21 protein-coding genes are annotated in these 22,345 nt (G+C 70.9%); 5 read left to right on the forward strand and 16 right to left on the reverse strand.

Annotated elements, in window-relative coordinates; translation table 11 throughout:
* Nucleotides 1-112: 112 nt before the first annotated feature.
* The 11 genes from ACFYWQ_RS16320 to ACFYWQ_RS16370 all read right to left on the reverse strand — a co-directional run bounded on the left by ACFYWQ_RS16320 (nt 113) and on the right by ACFYWQ_RS16370 (nt 11,292).
* Nucleotides 113-814 (reverse strand): GntR family transcriptional regulator, encoded by a 702-nt coding sequence (locus ACFYWQ_RS16320; RefSeq protein ID WP_389516909.1) that lies wholly within the window; start codon nt 812-814, stop codon nt 113-115.
* Nucleotides 815-916: 102 nt separating this feature from the next.
* A complete protein-coding gene (locus ACFYWQ_RS16325; protein ID WP_389516912.1) occupies nt 917-1,771 on the reverse strand; it encodes an amidohydrolase family protein in 855 nt (284 codons plus the stop codon).
* 44 nt (nt 1,772-1,815) lie between these two features.
* Nucleotides 1,816-2,799 (reverse strand): 4,5-dihydroxyphthalate decarboxylase, encoded by a 984-nt coding sequence (locus tag ACFYWQ_RS16330; protein ID WP_389516914.1) that lies wholly within the window; start codon nt 2,797-2,799, stop codon nt 1,816-1,818.
* Nucleotides 2,800-2,853: 54 nt separating this feature from the next.
* Nucleotides 2,854-3,732 carry a hypothetical protein gene (locus ACFYWQ_RS16335; RefSeq protein ID WP_389516916.1) on the reverse strand — a complete coding sequence of 293 codons (879 nt, stop codon included), beginning with the start codon at nt 3,730-3,732 and terminating at the stop codon, nt 2,854-2,856.
* A gap of 31 nt (nt 3,733-3,763) precedes the next feature.
* Entirely contained in the window at nt 3,764-4,942 is a 1,179-nt protein-coding gene (locus tag ACFYWQ_RS16340; protein ID WP_389516918.1) for a DUF3500 domain-containing protein, read from the reverse strand.
* A gap of 68 nt (nt 4,943-5,010) precedes the next feature.
* Nucleotides 5,011-5,922, reverse strand: a complete 912-nt coding sequence (locus ACFYWQ_RS16345) for a hypothetical protein (protein WP_389516920.1) — start codon at nt 5,920-5,922, stop codon at nt 5,011-5,013.
* 5 nt (nt 5,923-5,927) lie between these two features.
* Nucleotides 5,928-7,583 carry a thiamine pyrophosphate-binding protein gene (locus ACFYWQ_RS16350; protein WP_389516922.1) on the reverse strand — a complete coding sequence of 552 codons (1,656 nt, stop codon included), beginning with the start codon at nt 7,581-7,583 and terminating at the stop codon, nt 5,928-5,930.
* Nucleotides 7,580-8,650, reverse strand: coding sequence for an amidohydrolase family protein (locus ACFYWQ_RS16355; protein WP_389516924.1), 1,071 nt, complete (start codon nt 8,648-8,650; stop codon nt 7,580-7,582). Before ACFYWQ_RS16355 ends, ACFYWQ_RS16350 begins: the two co-directional genes overlap by 4 nt.
* A gap of 66 nt (nt 8,651-8,716) precedes the next feature.
* Nucleotides 8,717-9,577: an HpcH/HpaI aldolase/citrate lyase family protein gene (locus ACFYWQ_RS16360; protein WP_389516926.1), complete on the reverse strand. Its 861-nt coding sequence runs from the start codon at nt 9,575-9,577 to the stop codon at nt 8,717-8,719.
* Nucleotides 9,574-10,308 (reverse strand): SRPBCC domain-containing protein, encoded by a 735-nt coding sequence (locus ACFYWQ_RS16365; protein ID WP_389516928.1) that lies wholly within the window; start codon nt 10,306-10,308, stop codon nt 9,574-9,576. The genes ACFYWQ_RS16360 and ACFYWQ_RS16365 overlap by 4 nt, the downstream gene beginning before the upstream one ends.
* Before the next feature lie 189 nt (nt 10,309-10,497).
* Nucleotides 10,498-11,292: an ABC transporter ATP-binding protein gene (locus ACFYWQ_RS16370; RefSeq protein WP_389516930.1), complete on the reverse strand. Its 795-nt coding sequence runs from the start codon at nt 11,290-11,292 to the stop codon at nt 10,498-10,500.
* Between the two features lie 774 nt (nt 11,293-12,066).
* On the opposite strand from ACFYWQ_RS16370, the gene ACFYWQ_RS16375 reads away from it, so the two are divergent.
* Nucleotides 12,067-13,320, forward strand: a complete 1,254-nt coding sequence (locus ACFYWQ_RS16375) for a lactonase family protein (RefSeq protein ID WP_389516932.1) — start codon at nt 12,067-12,069, stop codon at nt 13,318-13,320.
* Between the two features lie 88 nt (nt 13,321-13,408).
* The gene (locus tag ACFYWQ_RS16380) at nt 13,409-14,101 is read left to right on the forward strand and encodes a GntR family transcriptional regulator (RefSeq protein WP_389516934.1); all 693 of its coding nucleotides are present in this window, start codon (nt 13,409-13,411) and stop codon (nt 14,099-14,101) included.
* Between the two features lie 159 nt (nt 14,102-14,260).
* Here ACFYWQ_RS16380 and ACFYWQ_RS16385 read toward each other — a convergent pair whose 3' ends face one another.
* Nucleotides 14,261-14,527 (reverse strand): hypothetical protein, encoded by a 267-nt coding sequence (locus tag ACFYWQ_RS16385; RefSeq protein ID WP_389516936.1) that lies wholly within the window; start codon nt 14,525-14,527, stop codon nt 14,261-14,263.
* A gap of 104 nt (nt 14,528-14,631) precedes the next feature.
* On the opposite strand from ACFYWQ_RS16385, the gene ACFYWQ_RS16390 reads away from it, so the two are divergent.
* A complete protein-coding gene (locus ACFYWQ_RS16390; RefSeq protein WP_389516938.1) occupies nt 14,632-15,969 on the forward strand; it encodes a phosphotransferase family protein in 1,338 nt (445 codons plus the stop codon).
* 38 nt (nt 15,970-16,007) lie between these two features.
* Here the strand turns inward: ACFYWQ_RS16390 and ACFYWQ_RS16395 are convergent, their stop codons facing one another.
* The 3 genes from ACFYWQ_RS16395 to ACFYWQ_RS16405 are packed head-to-tail and all read right to left on the reverse strand — an operon-like array spanning nt 16,008 to nt 18,591.
* The gene (locus ACFYWQ_RS16395) at nt 16,008-16,724 is read right to left on the reverse strand and encodes a 3-oxoacid CoA-transferase subunit B (RefSeq protein WP_389516940.1); all 717 of its coding nucleotides are present in this window, start codon (nt 16,722-16,724) and stop codon (nt 16,008-16,010) included.
* A complete protein-coding gene (locus ACFYWQ_RS16400; RefSeq protein WP_389516941.1) occupies nt 16,721-17,389 on the reverse strand; it encodes a 3-oxoacid CoA-transferase subunit A in 669 nt (222 codons plus the stop codon). Before ACFYWQ_RS16400 ends, ACFYWQ_RS16395 begins: the two co-directional genes overlap by 4 nt.
* Entirely contained in the window at nt 17,386-18,591 is a 1,206-nt protein-coding gene (locus ACFYWQ_RS16405) for a thiolase family protein (protein WP_389516943.1), read from the reverse strand. Before ACFYWQ_RS16405 ends, ACFYWQ_RS16400 begins: the two co-directional genes overlap by 4 nt.
* An 83-nt stretch (nt 18,592-18,674) precedes the next feature.
* Here ACFYWQ_RS16405 and ACFYWQ_RS16410 point away from each other — a divergent pair, with 83 nt between their 5' ends.
* Nucleotides 18,675-19,562: a LysR substrate-binding domain-containing protein gene (locus tag ACFYWQ_RS16410; protein ID WP_389516945.1), complete on the forward strand. Its 888-nt coding sequence runs from the start codon at nt 18,675-18,677 to the stop codon at nt 19,560-19,562.
* Nucleotides 19,563-19,656: 94 nt separating this feature from the next.
* On the opposite strand, the gene ACFYWQ_RS16415 is transcribed toward ACFYWQ_RS16410, so the two are convergent.
* The gene (locus tag ACFYWQ_RS16415; RefSeq protein ID WP_389516946.1) at nt 19,657-20,073 is read right to left on the reverse strand and encodes an Hsp20/alpha crystallin family protein; all 417 of its coding nucleotides are present in this window, start codon (nt 20,071-20,073) and stop codon (nt 19,657-19,659) included.
* Nucleotides 20,074-20,649: 576 nt separating this feature from the next.
* Here ACFYWQ_RS16415 and ACFYWQ_RS16420 point away from each other — a divergent pair.
* Nucleotides 20,650-21,591 (forward strand): DUF1963 domain-containing protein, encoded by a 942-nt coding sequence (locus tag ACFYWQ_RS16420; protein WP_389516948.1) that lies wholly within the window; start codon nt 20,650-20,652, stop codon nt 21,589-21,591.
* The last annotated feature ends 754 nt before the right edge of the window (nt 21,592-22,345 follow it).

Below are 22,345 nucleotides of genomic sequence, written 5' to 3' on the forward strand. Positions count from 1 at the left end.
GGTGGGTGCGGGACGACTCGTCGGTCGGCCCGGCTGGTGGGCCCGGAGGGTGTCCGGGGTGGCCGGAGGCGCGGCAGTCCGTCGCGGGAGCGCGGAGCGCCGGAGGGCTTCCTCAGCCGTCCGCTGCCGAGGCGGTGCGCTCCTGGTGCGCCCGCAGCAGCAGCGCCCGGCGGGCGGAGGCGACGTGGTGGAGCATGGCGGCGACGGCGGCCGGGGGGTTGCGGGTGACGATGGCCAGGAGGATGGCCTGGTGCTCCTCCAGCGATCCGGTGCGCGGGTGCGGGGCGGACAGGTTGCGGTACTGGCGCATCACCAGGGGGTACAGCAGGGTGTCGTAGGCCCGTGCCAGGGTCTGCTGGTGCGCGGCCTCCTTCACCTGCTGGTGGAAGCGCCGGTTGCCCCGGGAGTAACCCGTCGCGTCCCCCCGGGACGTGCAGTCCTCCATCAGCTCCAGCGTGTCGCGCAGCTCGCGGATCTCGTCCTCGGTGGCCCGCTCGGCGGCCTTGCCCGCCAGAGCGGACTCCAGCGTCTCGCGCGCCTCCAGGATGTCCGCGGCCTCCTCGACCGAGAAGCTGCGGGTGCGCACCCCCCGGTTGACCTCACTGGTGACGTAGCCCTCCTGGGTCAGCCGGACCAGGACCGCCCGCATGGTGCTGCGCGAGACGCCGAACATCCGGGTCAGATCGGCCTCGGTGAGCCGGGTGCCCGGTTCGACGCTGCCCGAGAGCAGCAGCGAGCGCAGCCCGTCGTAGGCCTGGCTCTGCCGGGTCAGCAGCGTCCGGCCCGCGTGGTCGTCGAAACCGTTGGAATCCACCGTGATCACCCTGTAGGTCTGGTCGGAGAGGACGGCTGCCGACGGGAGGGATCCGGCGCGTGGCCGGGCCTCGACGACGGCAGGACGGCCGCGGTCGGAGGGTCAGGCGCGGACGAGCCCGGGATACAGTCGCCGGGCCGTACCCGCGAAGATCTCCTGACGGTCCTGTTCCGGCAGCCCGGCGAGGACGTCCTCGGCGAGGGCGCGGAGTTCGGGCAGGGACTGCTCGGCCGCCGGCAGGTTCGACCCCCAGGCGATCCGCCCCGCGCCGAACGCCTCGACGACCGGCCCGAGGAAGTCACCCGCCTGGTTCCCGGCGTCCCGCAGCCGCTCCAGGTTGCGGTGGGTGAGCTTGAGGTGCAGGCCCGGGTGCGCGCCGAGCTCCGCGACCTCGGCACCGGCGCGGGCGGGCGAGGCGGCGATGTCGGGGTAGCCGATGTGGTCCAGGAGCACCTTGACGCCCGGGAACCGCTCCAGCAGCTCCACCAGTTGCCGGGTGGCCGGGCCGAGGCGCATCTGGAGGCAGACCGGCAGGTCCAGTTCCCCGGCCTGCTCCCAGAAGGGGAACGTCTCCGGCGCGACGAACCATTCGCCCTGGGTGGGTACGGTGCTGCCGCTGGTGAACAGCCGTACCCCGGCCAGGCCGCCCTCGCCGACCGCGGCCTTGAGCGAGGCGGCGGCGTCCGGGCGCAGCGGGTCGACGGTGCCGACGGCGACGAACCGCTCCGGCCGGTGCCGGCTGCTGTCGAGCACGTACGCGTTGTCGTAGCCGTAGTGGGTGGTGGCCTGAACCAGGACGGCCTGGGCTATGCCGGCGTCGTCCATACGGCTGACCATGCCGTCGGCGGTGACGGGCCGGGTCGCGGCCCACTCCGACTGCTTCCCCCCGATCGGGGCCTTGGGGTAGCGGGTCGGGTCCTCGGAGATGATGTGGCAGTGTGCGTCGACGATGTCCACGTCGGGGTGCTCCCTTGTCTTCGGTGGGTGCTGTCCGGGTCGGCTCAGGCGTCCGGGTAGTCGCCGGGGGCGAACAGCGAGGGCAGGTCGGCGGGGAACTCCGGGTCGAGCAGCCCCTGGTCCTTGGCGAAGCGCACCATCGCCGTGAGGCTGGGCTCGTTGGCCGCGATGCCGTAGGGGACGGGGTCGCCGCCGATCTGCTGCCCCTGGCGGGCCAGTCGGGGCACCGCGGACCATGCGGGCTGGGCGGAGAGGTGGCGGCGCTTGCTCTCCGCGAACGCCGCGTACAGCGCGGTCGCCAGAGCGGGGTCGCGTTCCACGAGCTCGGAGCGGAGCGCGATCAGCGAGTGCAGCGGGTAGACGCCGGTGCGCAGGTAGTGGTCCACGGCGAGCGTGCCGGCCTCGGGGAAGAGCGGGTACGGGCCGTCGTCGCCACCGGCCTGCGGTTCGGCCGACGCCGTCCAGCCGGCCCGGGGTGCGCCGGCCCGTCCGGTCCCGGCGTTGCCGGTCAGTGCGGCGTCGATCTCCCCGGCGCGCAGCAGCTCGCCCAACGAGCGCCCGTCGGTGACCCGTTCGACGTTGGCGGGGATACGGCCCTCGACGTGGTCGTCGTCGTCGACCACCCAGGTGATCTTGTCGATGTCGACGCCGTACTCGTCGCGCAGCACGCCGCGCACCCATACGCCGGTGCTGACCGAGTAGGCGCGCACGCCGACCCGGCGTCCCTCCAGGTCGCGCGGCACCCGGATGCCGGAGCCGGCGGCGCACTGCACGTCGCCGTGGTGGAAGCGCCGGTTGAGGAACACCGGGACCGCCGTCAGCGCCACGCCTGCCTGACGTGCCATCAGATAGGAGACCGGTGCCAGTTCGCAGACGTCGAACTCCAGGTCCCGGATCATCCTCCGGTAGGCGCCGATGACCGGTGTGACCTCCACCGGCTCCACCGGGTACCCGTCGATCGCGACGTCGCCGTCCAGCAGCGGCCGCGCGTGCGGGTAGTCGCCGAGAACCACTGTGAGCTTGTCCATGCCTTGTCCTCTTACGTGTGTGTCGTGGGGGGCCGGCCGTCCGTGCCGCGGTCGTCAGCCGCCGAGCCGGGACGGCGGCACGCCGAGTGCCGTGCAGGTCCGCTCGACGAGTTCGTCGTAGTCCACCGCCCGCGGGATCACGTCCTGCTCCAGCGCGTAGGCGGCGGCCTTGGTGAACGCGCCGCGCAGTCCTGCGAAGCCGACGGGGTGCAGGGCGACCGGGCCGCCCTCCTCCTGGGCGGTGAGCAGCGACCGCATCGCGTCGTACGCGGCGAGGATCGCGGGACCGTGCTCCGCGGCGGCCGCCTCGGACACCCCGACGACGTGGTTGACCGGGACGAACCCCTGGTCCTTCGACCACTGTTCGGCGACCGCCCGCGCGTCGTCGACGGCGGTGCGGATACGGTCGTCGGCGGGCAGTTCGTTGCCCATGATCCCGAAGTCCACGTTGCCGGCCAGGAAGTCCGCCGGCAGCTTGGTGCCCTCCGGCGCCCGCCGCACCCAGGACGGGTCCTCGGCGCCCTCCACGTGGTGGCCCTCGTAGGTCGTCCAGTGCGCCTTGCGCAGGTCGATGCCGTACTGCTCGGTGAGGAACCCGCGCACCCACACGCCGGTGGTCTGGCTCCAGGCGCGGACTCCGACGCTGTGTCCCTCCACGTCGGCGACCGACAGCCCGCCGAGGGTCACCAGGGTCTGGTGCTGGTGGCGTCCGAGGGTGGTGACGGGCAGCAGCAGCACCGGCTTGCCGTGGGCGACGGCCTGGAGGACGGTCACGATGGCCAGTTCGCACAGATCCACGTCCGACGCGTTCACGAAACCGCGGGAGGCCTTGTGCACCGGCTTGATGTCGACCCGCTCCGGGTCCGCGCCCGCTTCGCGGGCCGCCGCCAGGGCGGCCGACGCGAGATCGTCACGGCCGAGCACCAACTTCATGTCTCTCTCCTCTTGCGTAGGTACCGGCGTCTCAGGCCTGCCGGCCGGGGTGCGCCGGGCGCGTCCCGTGGTGGCGTTCGTGGTGCTGACGCAGCAGGTCGACGCCGAAGTCGTTGCCGTTGGGGGTGCGGACGACGGTGTGGATGTGCCGGCGCGAGTGGTAGTCGTTGTCGAAGAGCACGCCGGGCATGTGCTCGAACTCGACGAGGATCACCGGGCTGTGGAAGCGGTAGTAGAAGGTGCCGTCGGGGTCACCGACCCAGGCGAAGCGGGTGTCGCCCTCGTGGGCTCGCACCTCCTCCATGCGCACCCGGGCGTGGTGGTCGCCGGCCCGGTTCACGTAGAGCCCGAGGAGGCGCAGTGCCGTGTCCCTCTGGCCGGGTGCCATCTCGCTCAGCCGCAGCCCCTGGTGGTCGAGCTCGAAGTTGTCGCGGAAGGCCCCGACGAACAGTTCCGCCGGCATCGTGTCCGCGATGACGGCCTGTTCCCGCTGCCGGCCGTCGAGCTGGGTGAACAGCTCGTGTCCCAGTGCCTCCTCGCCGCGGAAGGCCACGGTCCCGGCGTACTTCCCCGATCCGGCGATCACCGGCTCGGCACCGAGGAAGGAGGGGGTGAGGACCATCTGGTCCCCGACGAACACGCAGTTGATGTTGACGTGGTGCCCGTCGAGCTGCCAGCCCCACGGGCCGCCGTTCTCCGGCTCGCCGTAGAGGGAGAACCAGTACAGCCACTCGTTGAGGCCGTCCGTGTTGCCGCTCAGTTCACCGATGGTGAGGTTGAGGCGCATCAGGTCGACCATCTGGCGGTACCCGTCCGCGCTGAGGCTCTCGCGGATGACGGTCAGGGCCCGCTCGCGCTGCGCGTCGTCGAACTCCTCCAGCAGCATGCCGTGCCGCAGGAAGTACCGGGCGCCGTTGTTCCAGTGGCGCCAGCTCACGTCGTCCATCGGGAACCGGCCCTCGGCGAGCTGCTTCTCCGTCAGGCCCGCCAGGTAGTCCTCCGCCGCCCGGTACACCGGGCGGACGTCCGCGCCGGTGCCGCGCAGCGGGAACAGTCCCGGCCGGACGCCGTCCGGCGTGGCCACTCCCCGGAAGGGCTCGTTCGCCGCCTTCACCCGCCAGGCGACCTTGTCGAGCAGGTCGGGTGTCCATGTCTCCGGCTTGCGCGTGGGCGGGTTGCCCCGCTTGCGCAGCCCTACCGGCTCTCCCACCGCTGCTCCTCTCTCGATGTTCCTTCACGGGTGCGCCGCCGGGCGGCGCACCTCCGCCGATCGCCTCCTCAGGTGTCGAGGAAGGCCGTCTCCCGCTCGATCGCCGCGACGTCCACCGGCTTGCCGATGAGGTCCTGTTCCAGGGCGTACCGTGCGGCGGTCTCCAGGCAGGCGGTCAGCGACGCGCTCCATCCGGCGGCGACCGCGCGTCCGGCCGGCGAGTCGTCCCGCAGGTGCGCGGTGTCCGCGATCGCCCGCTTCAGGGCCTGGTAGACGGCGTGCACGGCATGGGGGCGGTCGCGCAGGACGTCGTCGCGCACCACCACCAGGTGGTTGGCCGGGATCGTCCCGTGCCGCTCGATCCACGCCTCCCCGGCGTCCTGCGCGTCCGGCACGAGCGGGACCAGTCCCGCGCCCTGTCCGCCGATCGCCTTCGGACCGAGCACCGCCGCGCAGACGTCGTGGGAGCGCAGCAGGTCCCCGACCCGCCCGGCCGCCGACCGCTCCACGTACGGGGGGTTGGCGTACTGGGCGACATGGACGTCCTCGGTGGTCACCCAGGTGATGTCGGAGGACTCGACGCCGTACTCCTCGCGCAGCCAGCCGCGCACCCACAGACCGGTGGTCTGGCCGTACGCGCGGACCCCCACGCGCCGGCCGACGAGGTCCCCGGGGCCGATCGCCGGATCCTCCGGGAGCCGGGTCAGGGACCGGTGGTGGGTGCTTCCCACCAGCACCACCGGCAGCAGCGTCAGCGGGATGCCGGCGTCGCGGGCCTGGAGGTAGGTGGCCATCGGCATCTCGCAGATGTCGTAGGCCAGGTCACGGACCATGCGGGCGAAGGCGGGGGGCAGGGGGGAGGACTCCAGGTGGCGGCAGTCCACTCCGTCCACGGGAACGGTCCCGTCCTTCAGCGGCCGGGTGTGCGGGTAGTCGCCCAGCAGGACGGTCAGCGGTGCGGCCGGGTGCCGGTCGCTCATGCCGCTCACACGTCCTCGCCGTACTGGATGCGCCGGTACGGGGTGCTCAGCACCTCGCGGGTGATGCGGACGTCGATGACGGTCGGCCGGGGGGCGCGTACGTACTCCGCCAGCGCGTCGCGCAGTTCCTGGGCGGTGCGGACCGTGGCCCCGCCGCCGCCGAGCGCCTGGGCGACCGTGCCCAGTTCGGGGGTGGAGATGGTCGCCAGTTCCGGGTCCAGGCCCTTCGCCTTCGCCTTGTGGTACTCGGCGCCCAGGCCCTGGTCGTTCATCACGACGACCAGCAGCGGGACGTCGTACCGGCACGCCGTCTCGAACTCGGACAGGTGCATGATGAAGCTGGCGTCGCCCTCCACCACGAAGCCGGGCCTGTTGCCCTGCGCGATCAGCTGGCCGAGGGCGATCAGCGGGGCCTGGCCGATGGCGCCGAACATGCCGTAGTTGGAGAGCACGTCACGGGAGCGCTGGAAGAGCATGGTGCCGAAGTCGGTCTGGTGCCCGCTGCCCAGCACCAGTCCCATCTCGCCGGGCAGTTCGTGGTCGAGGATCCAGATCGCCTCGCGCGGGTCGAGGCGTCCGGGCTCGCGGACGTACTCGGCCGGCGGCTGGAGCCGGGCGGTCAGGTGCTGTCGGACGGCGTCGGTGTGGAAGCCCTCCAGCCGGACGTTCCGCTCCCGCAGGGCCCGGGTCAACTCGGTGAGGGCGGTGACCGCGTCGGCCTGGAGGTAGCAGTCCGCGGTCCTGCCGTTCCCCATCACCAGGTGCGGGGCGGTGTCGATCTGGATGTACTTGGCCTCGGGATAGAGGTAGCCGCTCTCGATGGTGTAGTGGTTCAGGCTGGCGCCCACCGCGATGACGCAGTCGGCCTCCTGGAGCAGCTCCATCGACACCTTGTCGCCGAACAGACCCGACAGGCCGACGTGGAAGTCGGTGCGGTCGCACAGCCAGTTCTTCGCCTGGAGGGTGGTGGCCAGCAACGCGCCGGTCTGCTCCTGGAGGGCGAGGATCTGCTCGCCCGCGTCCGCCTTGCGCGCGCCCCGCCCCGCGATGACGACCACGCGCTTGGCGTTCTGGACGAGGGCGCAGGCGGCCTCGATGCCGGCCGGGTCCGGCAGCAGCCGCGGCGTCCGGATCAGGGCCGTGGACGGCACGTAGTCCTCGTCGTGGTCGTCCAGCTCGGCCACCTGCACGTCGAAGGGCGCGCTGATCATGACCGGCTTGGACTCGGTGCGGGCCAGGTAGAACGCCTGGCGCACGGCCTCCTGGGCGTTCTCGGGACGGGTCACGTGGATGAACTCGCACTCGATCGCGGCGGCGAAGCGCCGCTGGTCGAGGTACTGGGTGGCGCCCTCGTCGCCCAGCGGCGTCTCCCCGCAGAAGGCGACCAGGGGGGTACCCGCCCGGCTCGCCACGATCATCGAGGTGGCCAGCTGGGAGACGCCGGGACCACTGGTCGTGGTGACCACACCGGGCTGTCCCGCGCCGCGGGCCCAGCCGTCCGCCATGCCGAGGCCGGAGCCCTCGTGCCGCACCTCGTACAGCCGCACACCGCGGTCGGCGAGCGCGGCCATCCAGTGCATGTTGGCGTCGCCCATCATGCCGAAGACATCGGTGGTGCCTTCCTTGACGAACGCCTCGGCGAGTGCTTCGTAGACCTTCACTTCGTGGACTCCTTCACGTTCGCCGCGGCCGTCGTCCGCGCCTTCAGGACACCGTCGAGCCGCGCGAAGACCCGCAGCGCGTTGCCTCCGTAGACCGCCTGCCGGTCGGTGTCGCTCAGGCTGTCGATGGAGTCGAGGGTGTATTTGGTGTCGTCGAACCGACGCCCGGTCTCCGGGTCCACGCTGCGGACGGCGCCGATCATCTCCGAGGCGAACAGCACGTTGCGGGCCGGAATGACGTCCAGCAGCAGTTCCATGCCGCGCTTGTGGTACACGCAGGTGTCGAAGTACACGTTGCGCAGGATCGACTCCTCCAGCGGCGGCCGGCCGCGGTCCTGCATCATGCCGCGGTAGCGGCCCCAGTGGTACGGGACGGCGCCGCCGCCGTGCGGCAGGATCAGCCTCAGCGTCGGGAAGTCCTTGAACAGGTCCGACTCGCACAGCTGCATGAACGCCGCGGTGTCACCGGCGAGGTAGTGGGCGCAGGTCCCCTGCAACGCGGGGTTCCGCGACATCGCGACATGGACCATCGCGGGGACGTCGAGCTCGACCATCTTCTCGTACAGGGGGTAGTACACCCGGTCGGTCAGCGGCGGCGCCTGGTAGTACCCGTCCGACGGGTCCGGGTTCAGCAGACAGCCGACGAAGCCCAACTCCTCGACGCAGCGCTCAAGTTCGGCCACGGAGTTGCGTACGGAGGCGGCGAGGGCGTCGCCCGGCGACTGCGGGAGCTGGCACACGCCCACGAACCGCTCGGGGAAGAGCCCGCACACCCGGGAGATCAGGTCGTTGCTGACGCGCGACCAGTCGAGGCTGGTGCGCTCGTCACCGTAGTGGTGGGCCATCTTGCCCGCGCCCGGCGAGAAGACCGTCAGGTCGGTGCCCCGCTCGATCTGCAGCTTCAGCTGCCCGTTCTCGATGGCGGCGCGGATCTCGTCGTCGGTGATGTGCAGTTCGTCGGGCGAGACGCGGGCGCCCGACTCCTCGAACGCCTGGATCTGCCTCTGTCGCCACGTGCCCAGCGCGGGGGGCGCCGTAGTGAAGTGACCATGGCAGTCGATGATCATGAAGTGCTCCGAGACTTGCGTAGCGGTGGTGGCGTGGGGTGCGCCCGGGTCGGCTGTGCGCCGTCGTCAGTCGCGGCCGGTCAGTTCGCGGGCCCTGTCCAGGCCGGGGTAGGTGCGCACCGGCGCCGACATCAGGAACCGGTATCCGTCGTCGAGCACCTGCTTGACGTTGCCGGCCGTGACATGGGGGTGGCCCACGGCGACCCCGCGCTCACCGCAGATGTCGAGGATCCGGCGCTTGCACTCCAGGACCCGCGGGTGCTCGTACTGGCGGGGGACGCCCAGTTCCTGGCTCATGTCGCCCTCGCCGACGAGGATCAGCCCGATCCCCGGCACCTGGTCGAGGATGTCCGGCAGGTTCTCGATGCCGAGCTGGTCCTCGATCATGAGGCCGACGAGGATCTCCCCGTCCGGGGCGAGCGGCCACACGTCGGCCCGGGAGTAGTACTCGATGTTGGAGATGCCCCAGTAGCGCGTCGCCGCGTGCGGGCCGTCCCCGCGCAGACCGGCGGGCTCGTAGAGGGGAGCGTCGGGCAGTCGGGGGTAGCGGCAGGCGGCGACGGCGTTGCGGGCCTCCTCCACCGTGGCGATGTGCGGCCAGATGATGCCGAACGCGCCCAGGTCCAAGGCCTGCTTGGCGTGCCACTGGGCCTTCTCCGCGCCGTTGGCGGGGATGCGCACCAGCGGGGTGACGGCCGGCGCGAGACTGTCCGCCTCGAAGATCTGACGTCGGCTCAGCAGGTACTGGAAGCTGTCCTTGAGGGCGTTGATGTCCCAGGGCTTGTGCTCCATCTCGAACACCACCGCGTCGTAGTCCGAGGTGCTCAGCTCCGTCGCGGACGCCGGGTCGGCCGCCGAGAAGGTCGCGAAGACGTGCTGTCCCGCGTCCAGGGCACCGATCACCTTGTTGAACCTGGTCGTTGTCATCGCCGACCTCCTTGGCCGAGAGCGTCATCGGACGTGTTCACCGAGCGGGCCGCCGTCTGTGGCGCCCCTCCTTGGCGCCTGGCGCGCCGCCCTGCCCACCAGGCGCGCAGGCGGGCGAGCAGGCCGGTCGGGCGGGACGCGGCCGTACGCGCACCGGCGGGCGCCGATGCGTGCGGCTCGGTGGATGCTGAGGGGAGCGCCTCGGTGGACGCCGACGGGAGCGGCTCGGTGGACGCCGACGGGAGCGGCTCGGTGGTGGCTGCCGTGAGGGGCTCGGAGGGCGCCGCGCACAGTGCGACCAGTTCGTCGGTGAACTCCTTCGTCATCCGGGAGACCACCATCCCCGCGCCCGACTCGATCAACTTGGCGAGCTTGCCGTTGAGTTTGATCTCACCGTCGCAGTAGACCCGTGAGCTGCCGGGGGTCTGCCCCTCGGCGACCCGGAAGGTGGCGCCGGCGCCGAAGCGGGTGGCGCCCTGCCCGTCCGCGCCCCGGGCGGTCAGACGGCCCTCACGTGTGGATTCGTCCAGGTCCAGGGCGACCCGGGCGGCGAACCTGACCCGGAGACCGCCGAATCGGACAGCCAGGGTTCCGTCGAAGGACCCGTCGTCGTGCGACGCTCCGAGCTCTGCGCCGCCGATGCAGGAAACGACGGCTGAGGGGTCCGAGATGACCTCCCAGACGCGTGCGGGAGGACTCGGTACGGCGATCTCTTCCTTGATCGATATCAAAATCGTGAACCTTACTCGGCGGGGGCATGACGTCACGGGAGACCTGGAGGCAGGCATGACGGCATGACGGCATGGCGGCTTCGGGGTGCGGGCGGATGACCGCGGGTGTCGGACCGGTGGGCCCGCGCGAAGGACGGGCGCCTCCGTGGCAGGCGGCTGCGCTGCGCGGCGGAGCGCGGCTCGGCCGCGTTACGCGGCGGACTTCCGCTCGGCGGCGAAGAGACCCCAGAGGTCGTTGTACAGCTCGGAGAACTCGGGCGATTCGACGAGCGAGCCGATCTGACGTGGGCGTTCGAAGGGGACGGGGATGATACGGCGGACCGTGCCGGGGCCCTTCGACATCACGACGACCTCGTCGGCCAGGTAGATGGCCTCGTTGAGATCGTGCGTGACGAAGATGAGGGTCCCGTTCTGTTCCCGCCAGATGTTGAGCAGTTCCTGCTGGAGTTCGAGCCGGGTGATGGCGTCGAGCGGCCCGAACGGCTCGTCCATCAGCACGATGGACGGGTTGTAGATCAGCGCACGCGCGATCGCGCAGCGCTTCTGCATGCCGCCGGACAGCTCGCGGGGGAAGTGGTTCTCGAAGCCGGCAAGCCCGACGAGGTCGACCCAGTGCGCGACGCGTTCCTCGCGTTCGTCCTTGGGGACCTTGCGGAACTTCAGCGCCAGGCCGATGTTGGCCTTGACGCTCAGCCAGGGCAGCAGGTGCGAATGCTGCGTGACGTACGCGGCATCGGAGTTGACGCCGGTGACGCGCTCGCCGGCGTAGTGGACCTCGCCCTGGGTGGGGGTGAGCAGTCCGGCGGCCAGGTTGAGGATGGTGCTCTTCCCGCACCCGCTGGGCCCGATCACGGCGACGACCTTGCCGCGATCGACCTTGAACGACACGCCTTCGATCGCCGGCTGATGGGTGCCGGGGAACCGCAGGGTGACGTCGTCGAGACGGAGTGCCTCCGAGTGAAAGGTGCGCTGACTGGTCGACATAGCTGTCTCCTCGGCCCCCGCACCGCGAAAGAGACGAAGTGGGGGCCGTGCGCTCGTGCCGGTGGTGGCGTGGGTGTGTGACGGTGCGTGAACTGCTGACGGCGGGGTGACTGATGCCCTGCGAAGAACAGCCGGGGTCGGCTGGAACCTTGCGGTGAGACAGCCTCGGCGACACCGCGCGACTCCGAGATTGTCCGACAAGCGGTAATGGGAACGTAACACCACCGACTCCGACGGACAAGAATGCTGCGGAAAAACATCCTGTCCCGGCGGGCGACACCTCCCCCTACCTCGCAATTGTTGGACAACATGGGTTCGCGCCTCGCCGAGCAGCCCGTGCTGCGGGTGGCCCGAAGCCGCATCCTCGGCCTCAGCCGGCCGAGGTGCCCCGCGACGCGTCGATCCCGCCGGACGAGGTGGCCACGGCGTCCGGGCCGCGGCGCCGGAGACGGGCGGCAGTGTCGACGTACAGGACGCCCGCCCAGCAGATTGCCGGACAATGCACTCACGGGGACCATCGGGCCCAACCCTGGTTTTCCGAGCTTTTCTGCCCTACTCCTTGCCGAGACGAGCCTCGCGGGCTATGTTCCCGGCACATCTTGTCGGACAACTCACGGTCTCCTTGGTGCGCGTGGCCATGACGCGCACCCTCAACGGCGTGTTCACCGCCCTCGACGCGTACGCCTCCGGGTGCCTCGGCGCCCGGCGGGCCGTCGTCGGCACGGCCACAGGGCTGGAACGCCGACACCCTGCTCATGAGAAGGGCGTCCTTAGATGAACGATCTCCCCCAGCCCCAGCCCCACCCGCGTACCGCACCGGTCGGCAGCCCGTCCGCACGCCCCTCCCGGAGATCCGTGCTGGCGGCCATGACGGTGTCGCTCGGAGCGGCCACGCCCCTGCTCTCCGGCACCCCGGCCTCGGCCGCGTCCGGTCGAGGCGAAGACCTGCTCTACATCGGTACCTGGGGGCAGGGCCAGGTGCACGCGGTGAGGTTCGACCCCGAGCACGGGACCCTGACCCCCCTGGGGTCCGTGGCCCAGGTCAGCTCGAACTGGGTCGCCGTACACCCCACACACCCGGTCCTCTACGTCGCCGGCGGTGAACAGGGCGGGCACGTACGCGTCTTCCGGATCGACGACGCCTCCGGAGCGCTGCGGCAACTCGACGATGTCGCGACGGAGACCGTCCCGACGGGCAGCGGCGGCCTGTCGTACATCGGATTGACCGGGGAAGCGGACACCTTGCTGGTCGCCGACTTCGCGGCCGGCTCCGCGGTGACCGTCCCGGTGGACCCGGACGGCCGCCTGCGGGGTGTGGCCTCGGTCGTCCAGGACGTCGGGTCCGGCCCTTCCCCACGCCAGTCGGGCCCGCACCCCCACCATGTGGTCGTCGACCCGAGCGGCCGGTACGCGTTGGTCGCGGACTTCGGCGCTGACCGGGTGTTCGTCTGCGACTACGACCGGGCCACGCACCGCATGTCGGCCGGCGCACCCGACGGGCCGGGTTCCTACGCGACCGCGGCGGGCTCGGGCCCGCGACGGCTGGCCTTCCATCCGAACGGCCGGACGCTCTACCTGCTGAACGAACTCACCGCGGACATCCAGGTGCTGGGGTGGGACGCGGCAGGGGGCACGTTGACAGCTCGGCAGGTCCTTCCGACCAATGCCCCCGACCACACGGGAGCGACGAGCGCCGCCGAGCTGGCCGTCAGCCGCGACGGCCGGCATGTGTACACGTCCAACCGCGGCGAGAACGCCCTGGTCGTCTTCGCCACGGACCCTGCGACCGGTCTGCTCACCGAGGTCCAGCGCGTCCCCTGCGCCGGCGTCACGCCATGGAGTTTCGCCCTGCACCCCGGCGGACGGTGGCTGTTCGTCGCGAACGAGGCGAGCGGGAGCGTGAACCTCTTCGCGGTCGACCGGGCGTCCGGGCACCTCACGGACACGGGTGCTTCCGTCGCCGTGCCCTACCCCGACTGCATCGCTTTCCGCACACGGGACTCCTACCACCCGCCCCGGCTCGTGTGACGCGACGGCTGGGAGAGGACGCCCCTGCGGTGGCCAGCCATACTGCTCGACAGGCGGCAGACATCCCTTCCGAGCCACAGGTGATCACGTGAACCCGAAGCACCACGACGACACGGGCGTCTCCGACAAGAGCCCGTCGACGCGGCACAGTCAGGCCTATGAAGGTCTGCGCTCACTCCTGCAATCGGGAACCTTCGCACCGGGCACCCGCCTCACCGAAGCGGACCTGACCCAGAGGTTCGGTGTCTCCCGCAGCACCATGCGGGCCGTACTCGTGCAGTTGACGCAGGAGGGGTACGTCACCAGCGAGGTCAACCGGGGTGTCCGTACGCGGAACTTCACGGTCGAAGAGGCTCTGGACATCCTGGAGGCGCGGGAGACGCTCGAATCCGCCCTGGCCGGCAAGGCCGCCGAACGCGCGACCGAGGAGGAGGTCGAGGCGCTGCGCCGTACGCTGCAGTTCATGGCGGACTGCCAGGCGAGCGGCGACCAGGCGGGATACTCCCAAGGCAACCGGACCTTCCACCAGCAGATCAAGCGCGCCGCCCACCAGCAGACTCTGGCCCGTGCCTACGACACGCTGCTCTATCCCCTCGTCATGAGGCAGTACCGCGACCTCACCGCGCCCCATCCGCGCACCGGGTCGCTCGAGGAACACCAGGCCATCTTCCTGGCGGTGCTCACCCGCAACCCTGACGCGGCCGTCGCCGCGATGCGCCATCACGTCGGCTCCGCCCGCAGGGCTCTGCTGCTGCGATCGACGCAGGGTGTCGCCGAGTGAGCGGGGACCGCGGCCCGCGGGAGGGGAGCGAAGGCGACTGGCGCCATGCTCGTCGAACGCCCGGCAGGCGGCCGACGGCGGCCTCCCGCCACCGACGTCCTTCCGGCGTCGGACGTACCCGGGCGGGTTCAGGGGTCGGACGTACCCGGGCGGGCGGGTTCAGGCGCCGGTGCGCTCCGCGGTGACCGCCAGCGTCGCGTAGTTCATCGGGAAGCTGCCGCCGACGGCGTCGACGGCGGCCCCGGTGCCCTCCAGCACCTCCGCCATCGTGTCCGCCGGGAGCCGGGTGAAGGCGCCCAGCGTGGGCATCTGGTCCAGCCAGGCCTCGCGGCTGTAGGTCCACTCCCAGTCGAAGCGCCACTGCTCCGGCTCACCGAAGCCGCCCGCCTCGCGGATCCCGCCGGAGGTCGGGGCCCCTGGCTCCACGGCAACCGGAAGCCAGGCCCGGAGCCTGCGGACCCGAGCCGGGACGGAGACCGTCGCCGACAACCTCACCACGGCGCTGACGGGACCTGTTCGGATCGGTCGCCGTGGCGATCGTCAGCCTCATCGCCGCACGGGACGAGCTGCGCACGCGGCTTCACGAGGCCGGATCCTCCGGCGTTCCGGTCCTGGCGGAGGCCGCCGCCATGATCGCGTCGTACCTCACCCCGGAGCGGGAGAAAGGCCGGATCGCGCCCGACGCCGACATCGACACGCTCGCCTTCACCCTGATCGGAACGGGTCATCTGCTGTTCGTCGGCCGACAGGGCGACGCACCGGAGACCGGCGAGGTCCGCAAGATCGTGACCTCGGTCATCGCGGAGGCCGCGACGTGCGTCCAGCAGTGCTCCGTCGACCCCGGTGCACCATCCCTTGTCCAGACGGAAAACGCTCGCCATGATCTACGGGTGGACAGTGCGACCAAGCGGGACCTGGACAGGTCCGAGATCCAGCGGGTGATCACCGCAGCCCTCGGTCCCACCGCGCGGATCACGTCACTGCACGAGTTCACCGACGGGTTCTTCAACGCCGTCCACGGCGTCGATCTCGCCGACGGCACCCGACTCGTCCTCAAAGCCGCGCCGGACCCGGATCTGAAGCTGTTGCGCTGCGAGGTCGACCTCATGCGCACCGAGCACGAGTTCTTCCGGCGGGCCGCGGAGGCGGGCGTACCGCTGCCCGCCCTCCGCTACGCCGACCTCGACGCCGGCTACCTCCTGCTCGACCGGCTGAACGGCACCAGCCTCCATGCCCTGGCCCCGCGGCTCACTCCGGAGCAGCTGTACCGGATCCGCCGCGACCTCGGCCGGATCGGCGCCAGGATCACCACCGTCACCGGCGAACTGTTCGGCTACCCGCGCCGCGACGGCCACACCCGCTCCACCAGCTGGCGCACCTCGTTCCTCACCCTCGTCGAGGACATCCTGGCCGACGCGGTCGAACACGACCGGCCGCTGCCCATGGCCGCGGACGACATCGCCGCGCTGGTCCGCCGCCACGCACCGTTGCTGGACGACGTCACCCGCCCGGCGCTCGTCCACTTCGACCTCTGGGACGGCAACGTCTTCGTCGACGACGACCTGACCGTCGAAGGGATCATCGACGGGGAGCGGGCCCTGTACGCCGACCCCCTCGCGGAGCTGGTGTCCCTCCTGATGTTCCGCGAACCCGACGCGGTACCCGGCGTGCTCGACGGGTTCCTCGAGCGGCCGCTCACCGACCGGGAACGCGTACGGCTGACCCTGTACAACGTGTACCTCGGGCTCATCCTCGTCACCGAGGAGGCGGTGCGCGCGTACGACCCCGTCGAGTACGCACCGATGTACCGCTGGGCCACGGACCGGCTCACCGGGCAACTGCGGCTCCTGCGCCGGGAGTCCGCCTGAGAGCGGAGCACGTCGGCAGTCGCCGCCTCGTGCTCGGGTCAGCGGCCTGCCGGCGCCCTGCCGGCCGGCGATGTGCCGGCATCGGTCGTGGCGGGCAGCAGGGGCAGGTCCAGGCGGCCGGCCAGGTCGTCGACGGTGGTGCCGAAGGTCTCCCGCACCGTGACGCCCCGCGGGGTGATGTCGAAGACCGCGAGATCGGTGTAGACGCGGTCGACGCAGCCCGGTCCGGTCAGCGGGTAGGTGCACCGGGGCACCAGCTTGGGCACGCCGGTCTTGGTGAACAGCGTCATCATGACGAAGACCTTCTTGGCGCCGATCGCCAGGTCCATGGCTCCGCCGACGGCGGGGATGGCGTCGGGTGCGCCGGTGTGCCAGTTGGCGAGGTCGCCGGCCGCGGAGACCTGGAAGGCTCCCAGGACGCAGATGTCCAGGTGGCCGCCGCGCATCATGGCGAAGGAGTCGGCGTGGTGGAAGTACGCCGCCCCGGGCGGTTCGGTCACGGGGATCTTGCCGGCGTTGGTGAGATCGGGGTCGATCTCGTCGCCCTGGGCCGCGGGGCCCATGTTGAGCATGCCGTTCTCGGTGTGGAGCACCACTCCGGAGTCGGCCGGCAGGTGGTCGGCGACGAGTGTGGGCTGGCCGATGCCGAGGTTGACGAAGGCGCCGGGCGGGATGTCACGGGCTATGAGGGCGGCGATGCCGTGCTTGTCCAGCGGGGGGCGCGCGGTGCCCGCGGAGGGCCGGTCGGGGTTCATGCGGTTGCCTCCTGCACGACGCGGTCGACGTAGATGCTCGGCGTCACCACGGTCTCGGGATCGATCGTGCCGGTCTCGACGATCTCGCGGACCTGGGCGATCACGGTGGCCGCGGCGGTGGCCATGACCGGCCCGAAGTTGCGGGCGGTCTTGCGGTAGACGAGGTTGCCCATACGGTCGGCCCGGTGGGCGCCGATCAGCGCCACGTCGCCCCTGATCGGGTACTCCAGGACGTAGGTGCGGCCGTCGATGACCCGGGTCTCCTTGCCCTCGGCCAGCAGGGTGCCGACTCCGGTGGGGCAGTAGAAGGCGCCGATGCCGGCCCCGGCCGCCCGGATCCGTTCGGCGAGGTTGCCCTGGGGCACGACCTCCAGCTCGATCCGGCCGGCCCGGTACAGGCCGTCGAAGACGTAGGAGTCGGCCTGGCGGGGGAAGGAGCAGATCACTTTGCGGACCCGTCCCTCGGCGAGCAGCGCGGCGAGCCCGGTGTCGCCGTTGCCGGCGTTGTTGGACACCACGGTCAGGTCCTTGGCGCCCTGGCGGATGAGCGCGTCGATCAGGTCGACCGGCATGCCGGCCATTCCGAAGCCGCCGACGAGCACCGTCGAGCCGTCCTCGATCCCGGCCACCGCCTCGTCGGCGTGGGCGCACAGCTGCGTGGTCATCGGCTCGCCCCCGTGACGTTCTCCAGGACCACGGCGAGCGCCTGGCCCACTCCGATGCAGATGGCCGCGACGCCCCACCGCTCGCCGGACTCCTCGAGCCGGTGGGCCAGTGTGCCGAGGAGCCTGCCGCCGGAGGCGCCCAGCGGGTGGCCGAGCGCGATGGCACCGCCCTTGGTGTTGACGATCCCGGGGTCGATGTTCCAGGCGTCCGCGCAGGCCAGTGCCTGCACGGCGAACGCCTCGTTGAGCTCGACCGCACCGACGTCGGACCAGGTGACGCCCGCGCGCTTCAGGGCCCGGTTCGCCGCCTCCACCGGCGCGAACCCGAACATCTGCGGGTCCAGCGCGAACACTCCGCGCCCCGCGATACGGGCCAGCGGATCGACGCCGATGCGCGCCGCGGCGGCCCGCGAGCCGAGCAGCACGGCCGACGCGCCGTCGCTGAGCGGTGAGGCGTTGCCCGCGGTGATCACCCCGTCGGTGCGGAACACCGGCTTGAGCGCGGCGAGCTTGTCGGGGGTGGAGCCGGGCCGGACTCCCTCGTCCCGGGTGAGGGTCGCGCCCTTGTCGTCCACCGCGACCGGCACCACGAGACCGTCGTAGAAGCCGGCGGTCCAGGCGGCGTCGGCGAGGTTGTGGGACCGTACGGCGAACTCGTCCTGCCGCCGGCGGGGGATGGCGAACCGGTCGGCCAGCTGCTCGTTGGCCTCCCCCAGGGAGACCGTCCACTCCTTCGGCATGCGCTCGTTGACCAGCCGCCATCCCAGCGTGGTGGACACGGCGGTCACATGGCCGGCGGGGAAGGCGCGGTCGGGCTTGGGCAGCACCCAGGGAGCCCGGGTCATCGACTCCACACCGCCGGTCAGCACGATGTCGGCGTCACCGCTCTCGATGGCGCGCGAGGCGATGATCGCCGCGTCCAGGGAGGAGCCGCACAGCCGGTTGACGGTCGTGGCGGGAACGGAGGTGGGCAGGCCGGCCAGCAGAACCGCCATCCTGCCTACGTTGCGGTTGTCCTCGCCCGCGCCGTTGGCGTTGCCCCACACGACGTCGTCGATCTCGCCCGGGTCGAGCGCCGGCGCCTTGGCCAGGACCCCGTCGACGGCGCGTGCCGCGAGGTCGTCGGGGCGTACGCCGGCGAGGGCGCCGGAGAACCGTCCGAAGGGCGTTCTTGCCGCTGCATACACGTAACTGTCGGTCACGCCGTCACGGTAGGGTCGCCCCCTTCATCATGTCCAAGACCTAATCCGACACCATTGATAAGGGCAGGTTATAAAATCGGGGGATGGAACTCCGCCAGGTCCGTTACTTCCTCGCTCTCGCGGAAGAGTGCCACTTCGGGCGTGCGGCGGCCCGCCTGCACGTGGCGCAGCCCGCCCTGTCCCAGCAGATCAAACAGCTGGAGCACGAACTGGGCACCGCCCTGTTCCACCGGTCCACCCGGCACGTCGAACTCACCGAGGCCGGCCGGCACCTGACCGGGTACGCCCGCACGCTGGTCGCGGAAGCCGAGCGCGCACGCGTCCACATGACGGAGCTGGCGACCGGCCACTCGGGCCGGGTCTCCGTCGGCTTCATCGGCACCGCCACCTACGACGTGCTCCCCCACGTCGCCCGCACCGTGCGGGCCCAGCTGCCCCGCATCACCATGGACCTGCACGGCGAGCTGCTCACCCCGCGGCTCGTGGACGGCCTGCTCGCCGGGACATACGACCTGGCGGTGTTCCGCTCCGGCCTCACCGGCACCGAAGGGGTGAGCATCACACCGCTGCGCACCGAGCCCCTGGTCGCCGTGGTGCCGACGCATCATCCGCTGGCCGCCCGCGAGCGGATCCCGCTGCGGGCGCTGGCCGACGAGCCCTTCGTCATCCATCCGTCGCAGACCCGGTCCGCCATGTACGACCGTGTCCTGTCCGCCTGCGACCGGGCCGGTTTCCGGCCCTCGTCCCTCGTCGAAGTCGGCGAGACCGCCACCCTCGTCGTCCTCGTGGCCGCCGGACACGGCGTGGCCCTCGTGCCGCAGTCGGTGCGGAGCCTGCGGCTCGACGGCGTGACGTACCTGCCGCTCACCGAGACGGAATCCGTCGACCTCGTCCTGGCCCGCCGGACGGAGCGCAACTCGCCGGCGACGCAGCAGGTCGCCTCGGTGATCGAGCAGTGCGTCCACGGCTGAGTCAGCGGTCCCTGACGATCCGGCGGACGGTCAGGTCATCGGGCCCGTCCCGACACCGCCGGCCGAGCGAGCGGCACCGATGGGCGTCCAGGCCTCATGTCGCCGCCACCGGCATGACGACGGTCAGGACACCGCGGTGGTACTCCGCCGTCGCCTCCCCGCCCTTCGCCCCGGCCGGCAGCGGGGTGCAGTGGCCGTAGCGGATCGCGGTGCCGCTTTTCCCCGCGGCCGTCCTGGCGCCCCGCTCGGCACGCACGGTCAGGAACCGTTCCGTGACGGTGACCTCTATGTCCTCGGCGGAATCCATCCCCGGCAGCTCCGCCCGCAGCACGTACGTCCCGTCCGTCAGGCGTTCCTCGACGTGGACGCCGTGCGTCTCCGGAACCGTGTCCATCACGGGGAACCCCGCCTCCGCCCAGTCGGACAGGTCGGGCGGTGTGGGCAGTGTGGGCACTACGGGTGGTGCGGGTGTTGCGGGCCGGCTGGGGAGCCGCTCGATCGTGCTGCTCATGGCTTGCCCCTCTGCTTCTCGGCTTCCAGTGTCATCCGCCGGAGTCCGGGAGCACATGGGCCGTTCGGCCCCTTCAGCACCCGTCGGCCTTTGCCGGCCGGCGCTTGTCTTGTCCTTGTGCGGCGGCGGGAAGCTCACCTGCGGCGGGTACGCGGGGTACTGCTGGTACGGCTGCGGCGGGTACGTCGGGTACGAGGTGTGGCCATGAGGCGGCGGGGACTGTCCTCGCTGACAATGACCCTGACATGGGCAACTACCGTCCGAAACTTGACAATTACCCTACGCCACCAGGTCGCGGGCTTCTCAGGTGCCGGCCAGGAATTTCGCGCACCCTTTTCCGACCTCACTCCCGGTGACGATGCGGGGCGGTGATGGACTCGACGTGTTTTCGGCGGAGCCGGCGGAAGATTTTCGTGGGTGAACGTGCCCGAGTGACGAGTGGCACTTCGAAGTCAGGACTGATCACGCTCCCGGAGACGACATGCGCACCCTCGCCTTGGAGCCGCGCGGCTTCCTGGAGGCGGATCCGCTGGATGGTCCAAGGTGACCGACCGCTCGCTCCACCACGTACAGCCCATGCCCACCAACACCCCGACAGCACAGCCGGGTTGGAAAGGGTTTATCTTCTCGGGCATGGATCATCAGGGAGAGTTTCATCGGGCAGCGCTTGAGCTGGGTATCCCGGGCGACGAGATCAGCGGATTCAGCCAGCACCTTCGTTTGTCGATCGGATTGTCCGTGGGCGGTGGTTCTCCGGTCGGGCAGTTCGGTGGGTTGCCCCGGCTGCCGGTGGGCATGCAGTGGCCGTCCGCCGGGGACATTCCGTTGCCGTTGCTTCTTTCCGTCGATTGTGGGGCGCTGCCGAGAGTCGACGGCTTCGACCTGCCGGCGGACGGGACGCTGCTCTTCTTCGTGAACCAGGAGATGGACCATGAGGACAGTTCCGGGAGGTACGCGCGAGTCGTGTACGTACCGGACGGCGCCGAAACCGCGGTCGTGGAAGCCCCCAGCTCCCAGTGTGTCCGCGAGCGGCTCGACGTCAGCGCCGAGCTCAGAGCCGAACTGCCCCTTTGGCTCCAGGAGGGCGACGAGGACTGGCACGAGTTCTGGGAGGATCTCGATTGGGTGGACATGTCGCCCTTCCAGCAGCAGTTGGCCCGGTACATGGAGCGTGACCTGCCGCACCTGGACGAACTTCGGGCTCTGGCCCACGACCTCTGGCCGTCTGGCGCCGGCGTGGTCATCGGCGGGTATGCCGATGATGAGGTGATCAACAGCATTGCGGAGCAGACCCTCACGGAACGCGAGAGGGCAGGAAAGATCCCAGCCATCCCGATCGCCACATGGTATTCCCACCTGGAGAAGGAAAAGCACCGGCTGGCGAGCGAATGGATATCGCTCGCCAGTGAAGCCCGGGTCTACGAGGAGTACTACACGCGTTTTGTGATCCGCCACGACGACTTGGCCGCCGCTCGGGTGGACAAGGCGCTGGCCGTGACCAATTTCGAGGCCCCGTGACCAGTCCCCGGCGGAGCGAACGCGAGCGCCGCCCCGGACCGTTGCCGGGTCTCCGCCGCCGCCTCCTGTCCGACGCCGGGGCGTTGGGGGTCTGCACCCCGTCGTACCCCGGCTCGTCGGCACTCTTCTTCACGTGCTTCAGACGGCGGGAGTATGCATACGGAACCGGACCAGCGACGCCCCGGACGCCACCATCACCGTCGATCCCTCGCAGGGTCTCGTAGGTGAGGTACGAGCGGAGCGAGTGCGCGATCACGACCCTGGGCTCCGTGCGGCGGATCGCTGCCGCCACCCGCTCGCGCACCAGGTTCCGCCGCTCCGGCCAGGCGCCGTAGGCCTCCGCCTCGGTCAGGTTCGCGACGATGACGCGCTGGAGCCGCTCGACGGTCCGGTCGCGCAGCCACTGGGCCAACCGTCCACCACGCTCGTCGACCAGCCTGCCGAGCAGCCATGCCGCCGGAGCCAGGCCGAGGTTCATCGCGTCCTCGCGGACCACCGCGCCGGCGGCGGTGAGCCATTCCGCCGCCCCCTCGGCCTGCCGCTCGTCCAGGTCGTCGAAGCCGGCGGGCGCCTGGTCCGACTGCGCATCCCCGGGGGGTTCCGGCGTAGCAGATCGGTGTTGAAGATCCCGTGCACCACGACGACTGACGCCCTACCTGTGCTCCTCCCCGGCCGGCCCGAGCCCCCCCGGCCCGTCACGCGCTGCCTACCCACTCCGAGTCGGAAGGCACCCGTCAGGGGAGACGGACGGGAA

It is taken from the genome of Streptomyces sp. NPDC003247 (assembly GCF_042888135.1).
GTDB lineage: Bacteria > Actinomycetota > Actinomycetes > Streptomycetales > Streptomycetaceae > Streptomyces.

Coding starts and splice junctions, on each gene's coding strand:
- ACFYWQ_RS16330 (WP_389516914.1), bottom strand. CDS start 2,799: ATGGACAAGCTCACAGTGGTTCTCGGCGACTACCCGCACGCGCGGCCG.
- ACFYWQ_RS16335 (WP_389516916.1), bottom strand. CDS start 3,732: ATGAAGTTGGTGCTCGGCCGTGACGATCTCGCGTCGGCCGCCCTGGCG.
- ACFYWQ_RS16345 (WP_389516920.1), bottom strand. CDS start 5,922: ATGAGCGACCGGCACCCGGCCGCACCGCTGACCGTCCTGCTGGGCGAC.
- ACFYWQ_RS16355 (WP_389516924.1), bottom strand. CDS start 8,650: ATGATCATCGACTGCCATGGTCACTTCACTACGGCGCCCCCCGCGCTG.
- ACFYWQ_RS16360 (WP_389516926.1), bottom strand. CDS start 9,577: ATGACAACGACCAGGTTCAACAAGGTGATCGGTGCCCTGGACGCGGGA.
- ACFYWQ_RS16370 (WP_389516930.1), bottom strand. CDS start 11,292: ATGTCGACCAGTCAGCGCACCTTTCACTCGGAGGCACTCCGTCTCGAC.
- ACFYWQ_RS16375 (WP_389516932.1), top strand. CDS start 12,067: ATGAACGATCTCCCCCAGCCCCAGCCCCACCCGCGTACCGCACCGGTC.
- ACFYWQ_RS16395 (WP_389516940.1), bottom strand. CDS start 16,724: ATGAACCCCGACCGGCCCTCCGCGGGCACCGCGCGCCCCCCGCTGGAC.
- ACFYWQ_RS16400 (WP_389516941.1), bottom strand. CDS start 17,389: ATGACCACGCAGCTGTGCGCCCACGCCGACGAGGCGGTGGCCGGGATC.
- ACFYWQ_RS16410 (WP_389516945.1), top strand. CDS start 18,675: ATGGAACTCCGCCAGGTCCGTTACTTCCTCGCTCTCGCGGAAGAGTGC.
- ACFYWQ_RS16415 (WP_389516946.1), bottom strand. CDS start 20,073: ATGAGCAGCACGATCGAGCGGCTCCCCAGCCGGCCCGCAACACCCGCA.
- ACFYWQ_RS16420 (WP_389516948.1), top strand. CDS start 20,650: ATGCCCACCAACACCCCGACAGCACAGCCGGGTTGGAAAGGGTTTATC.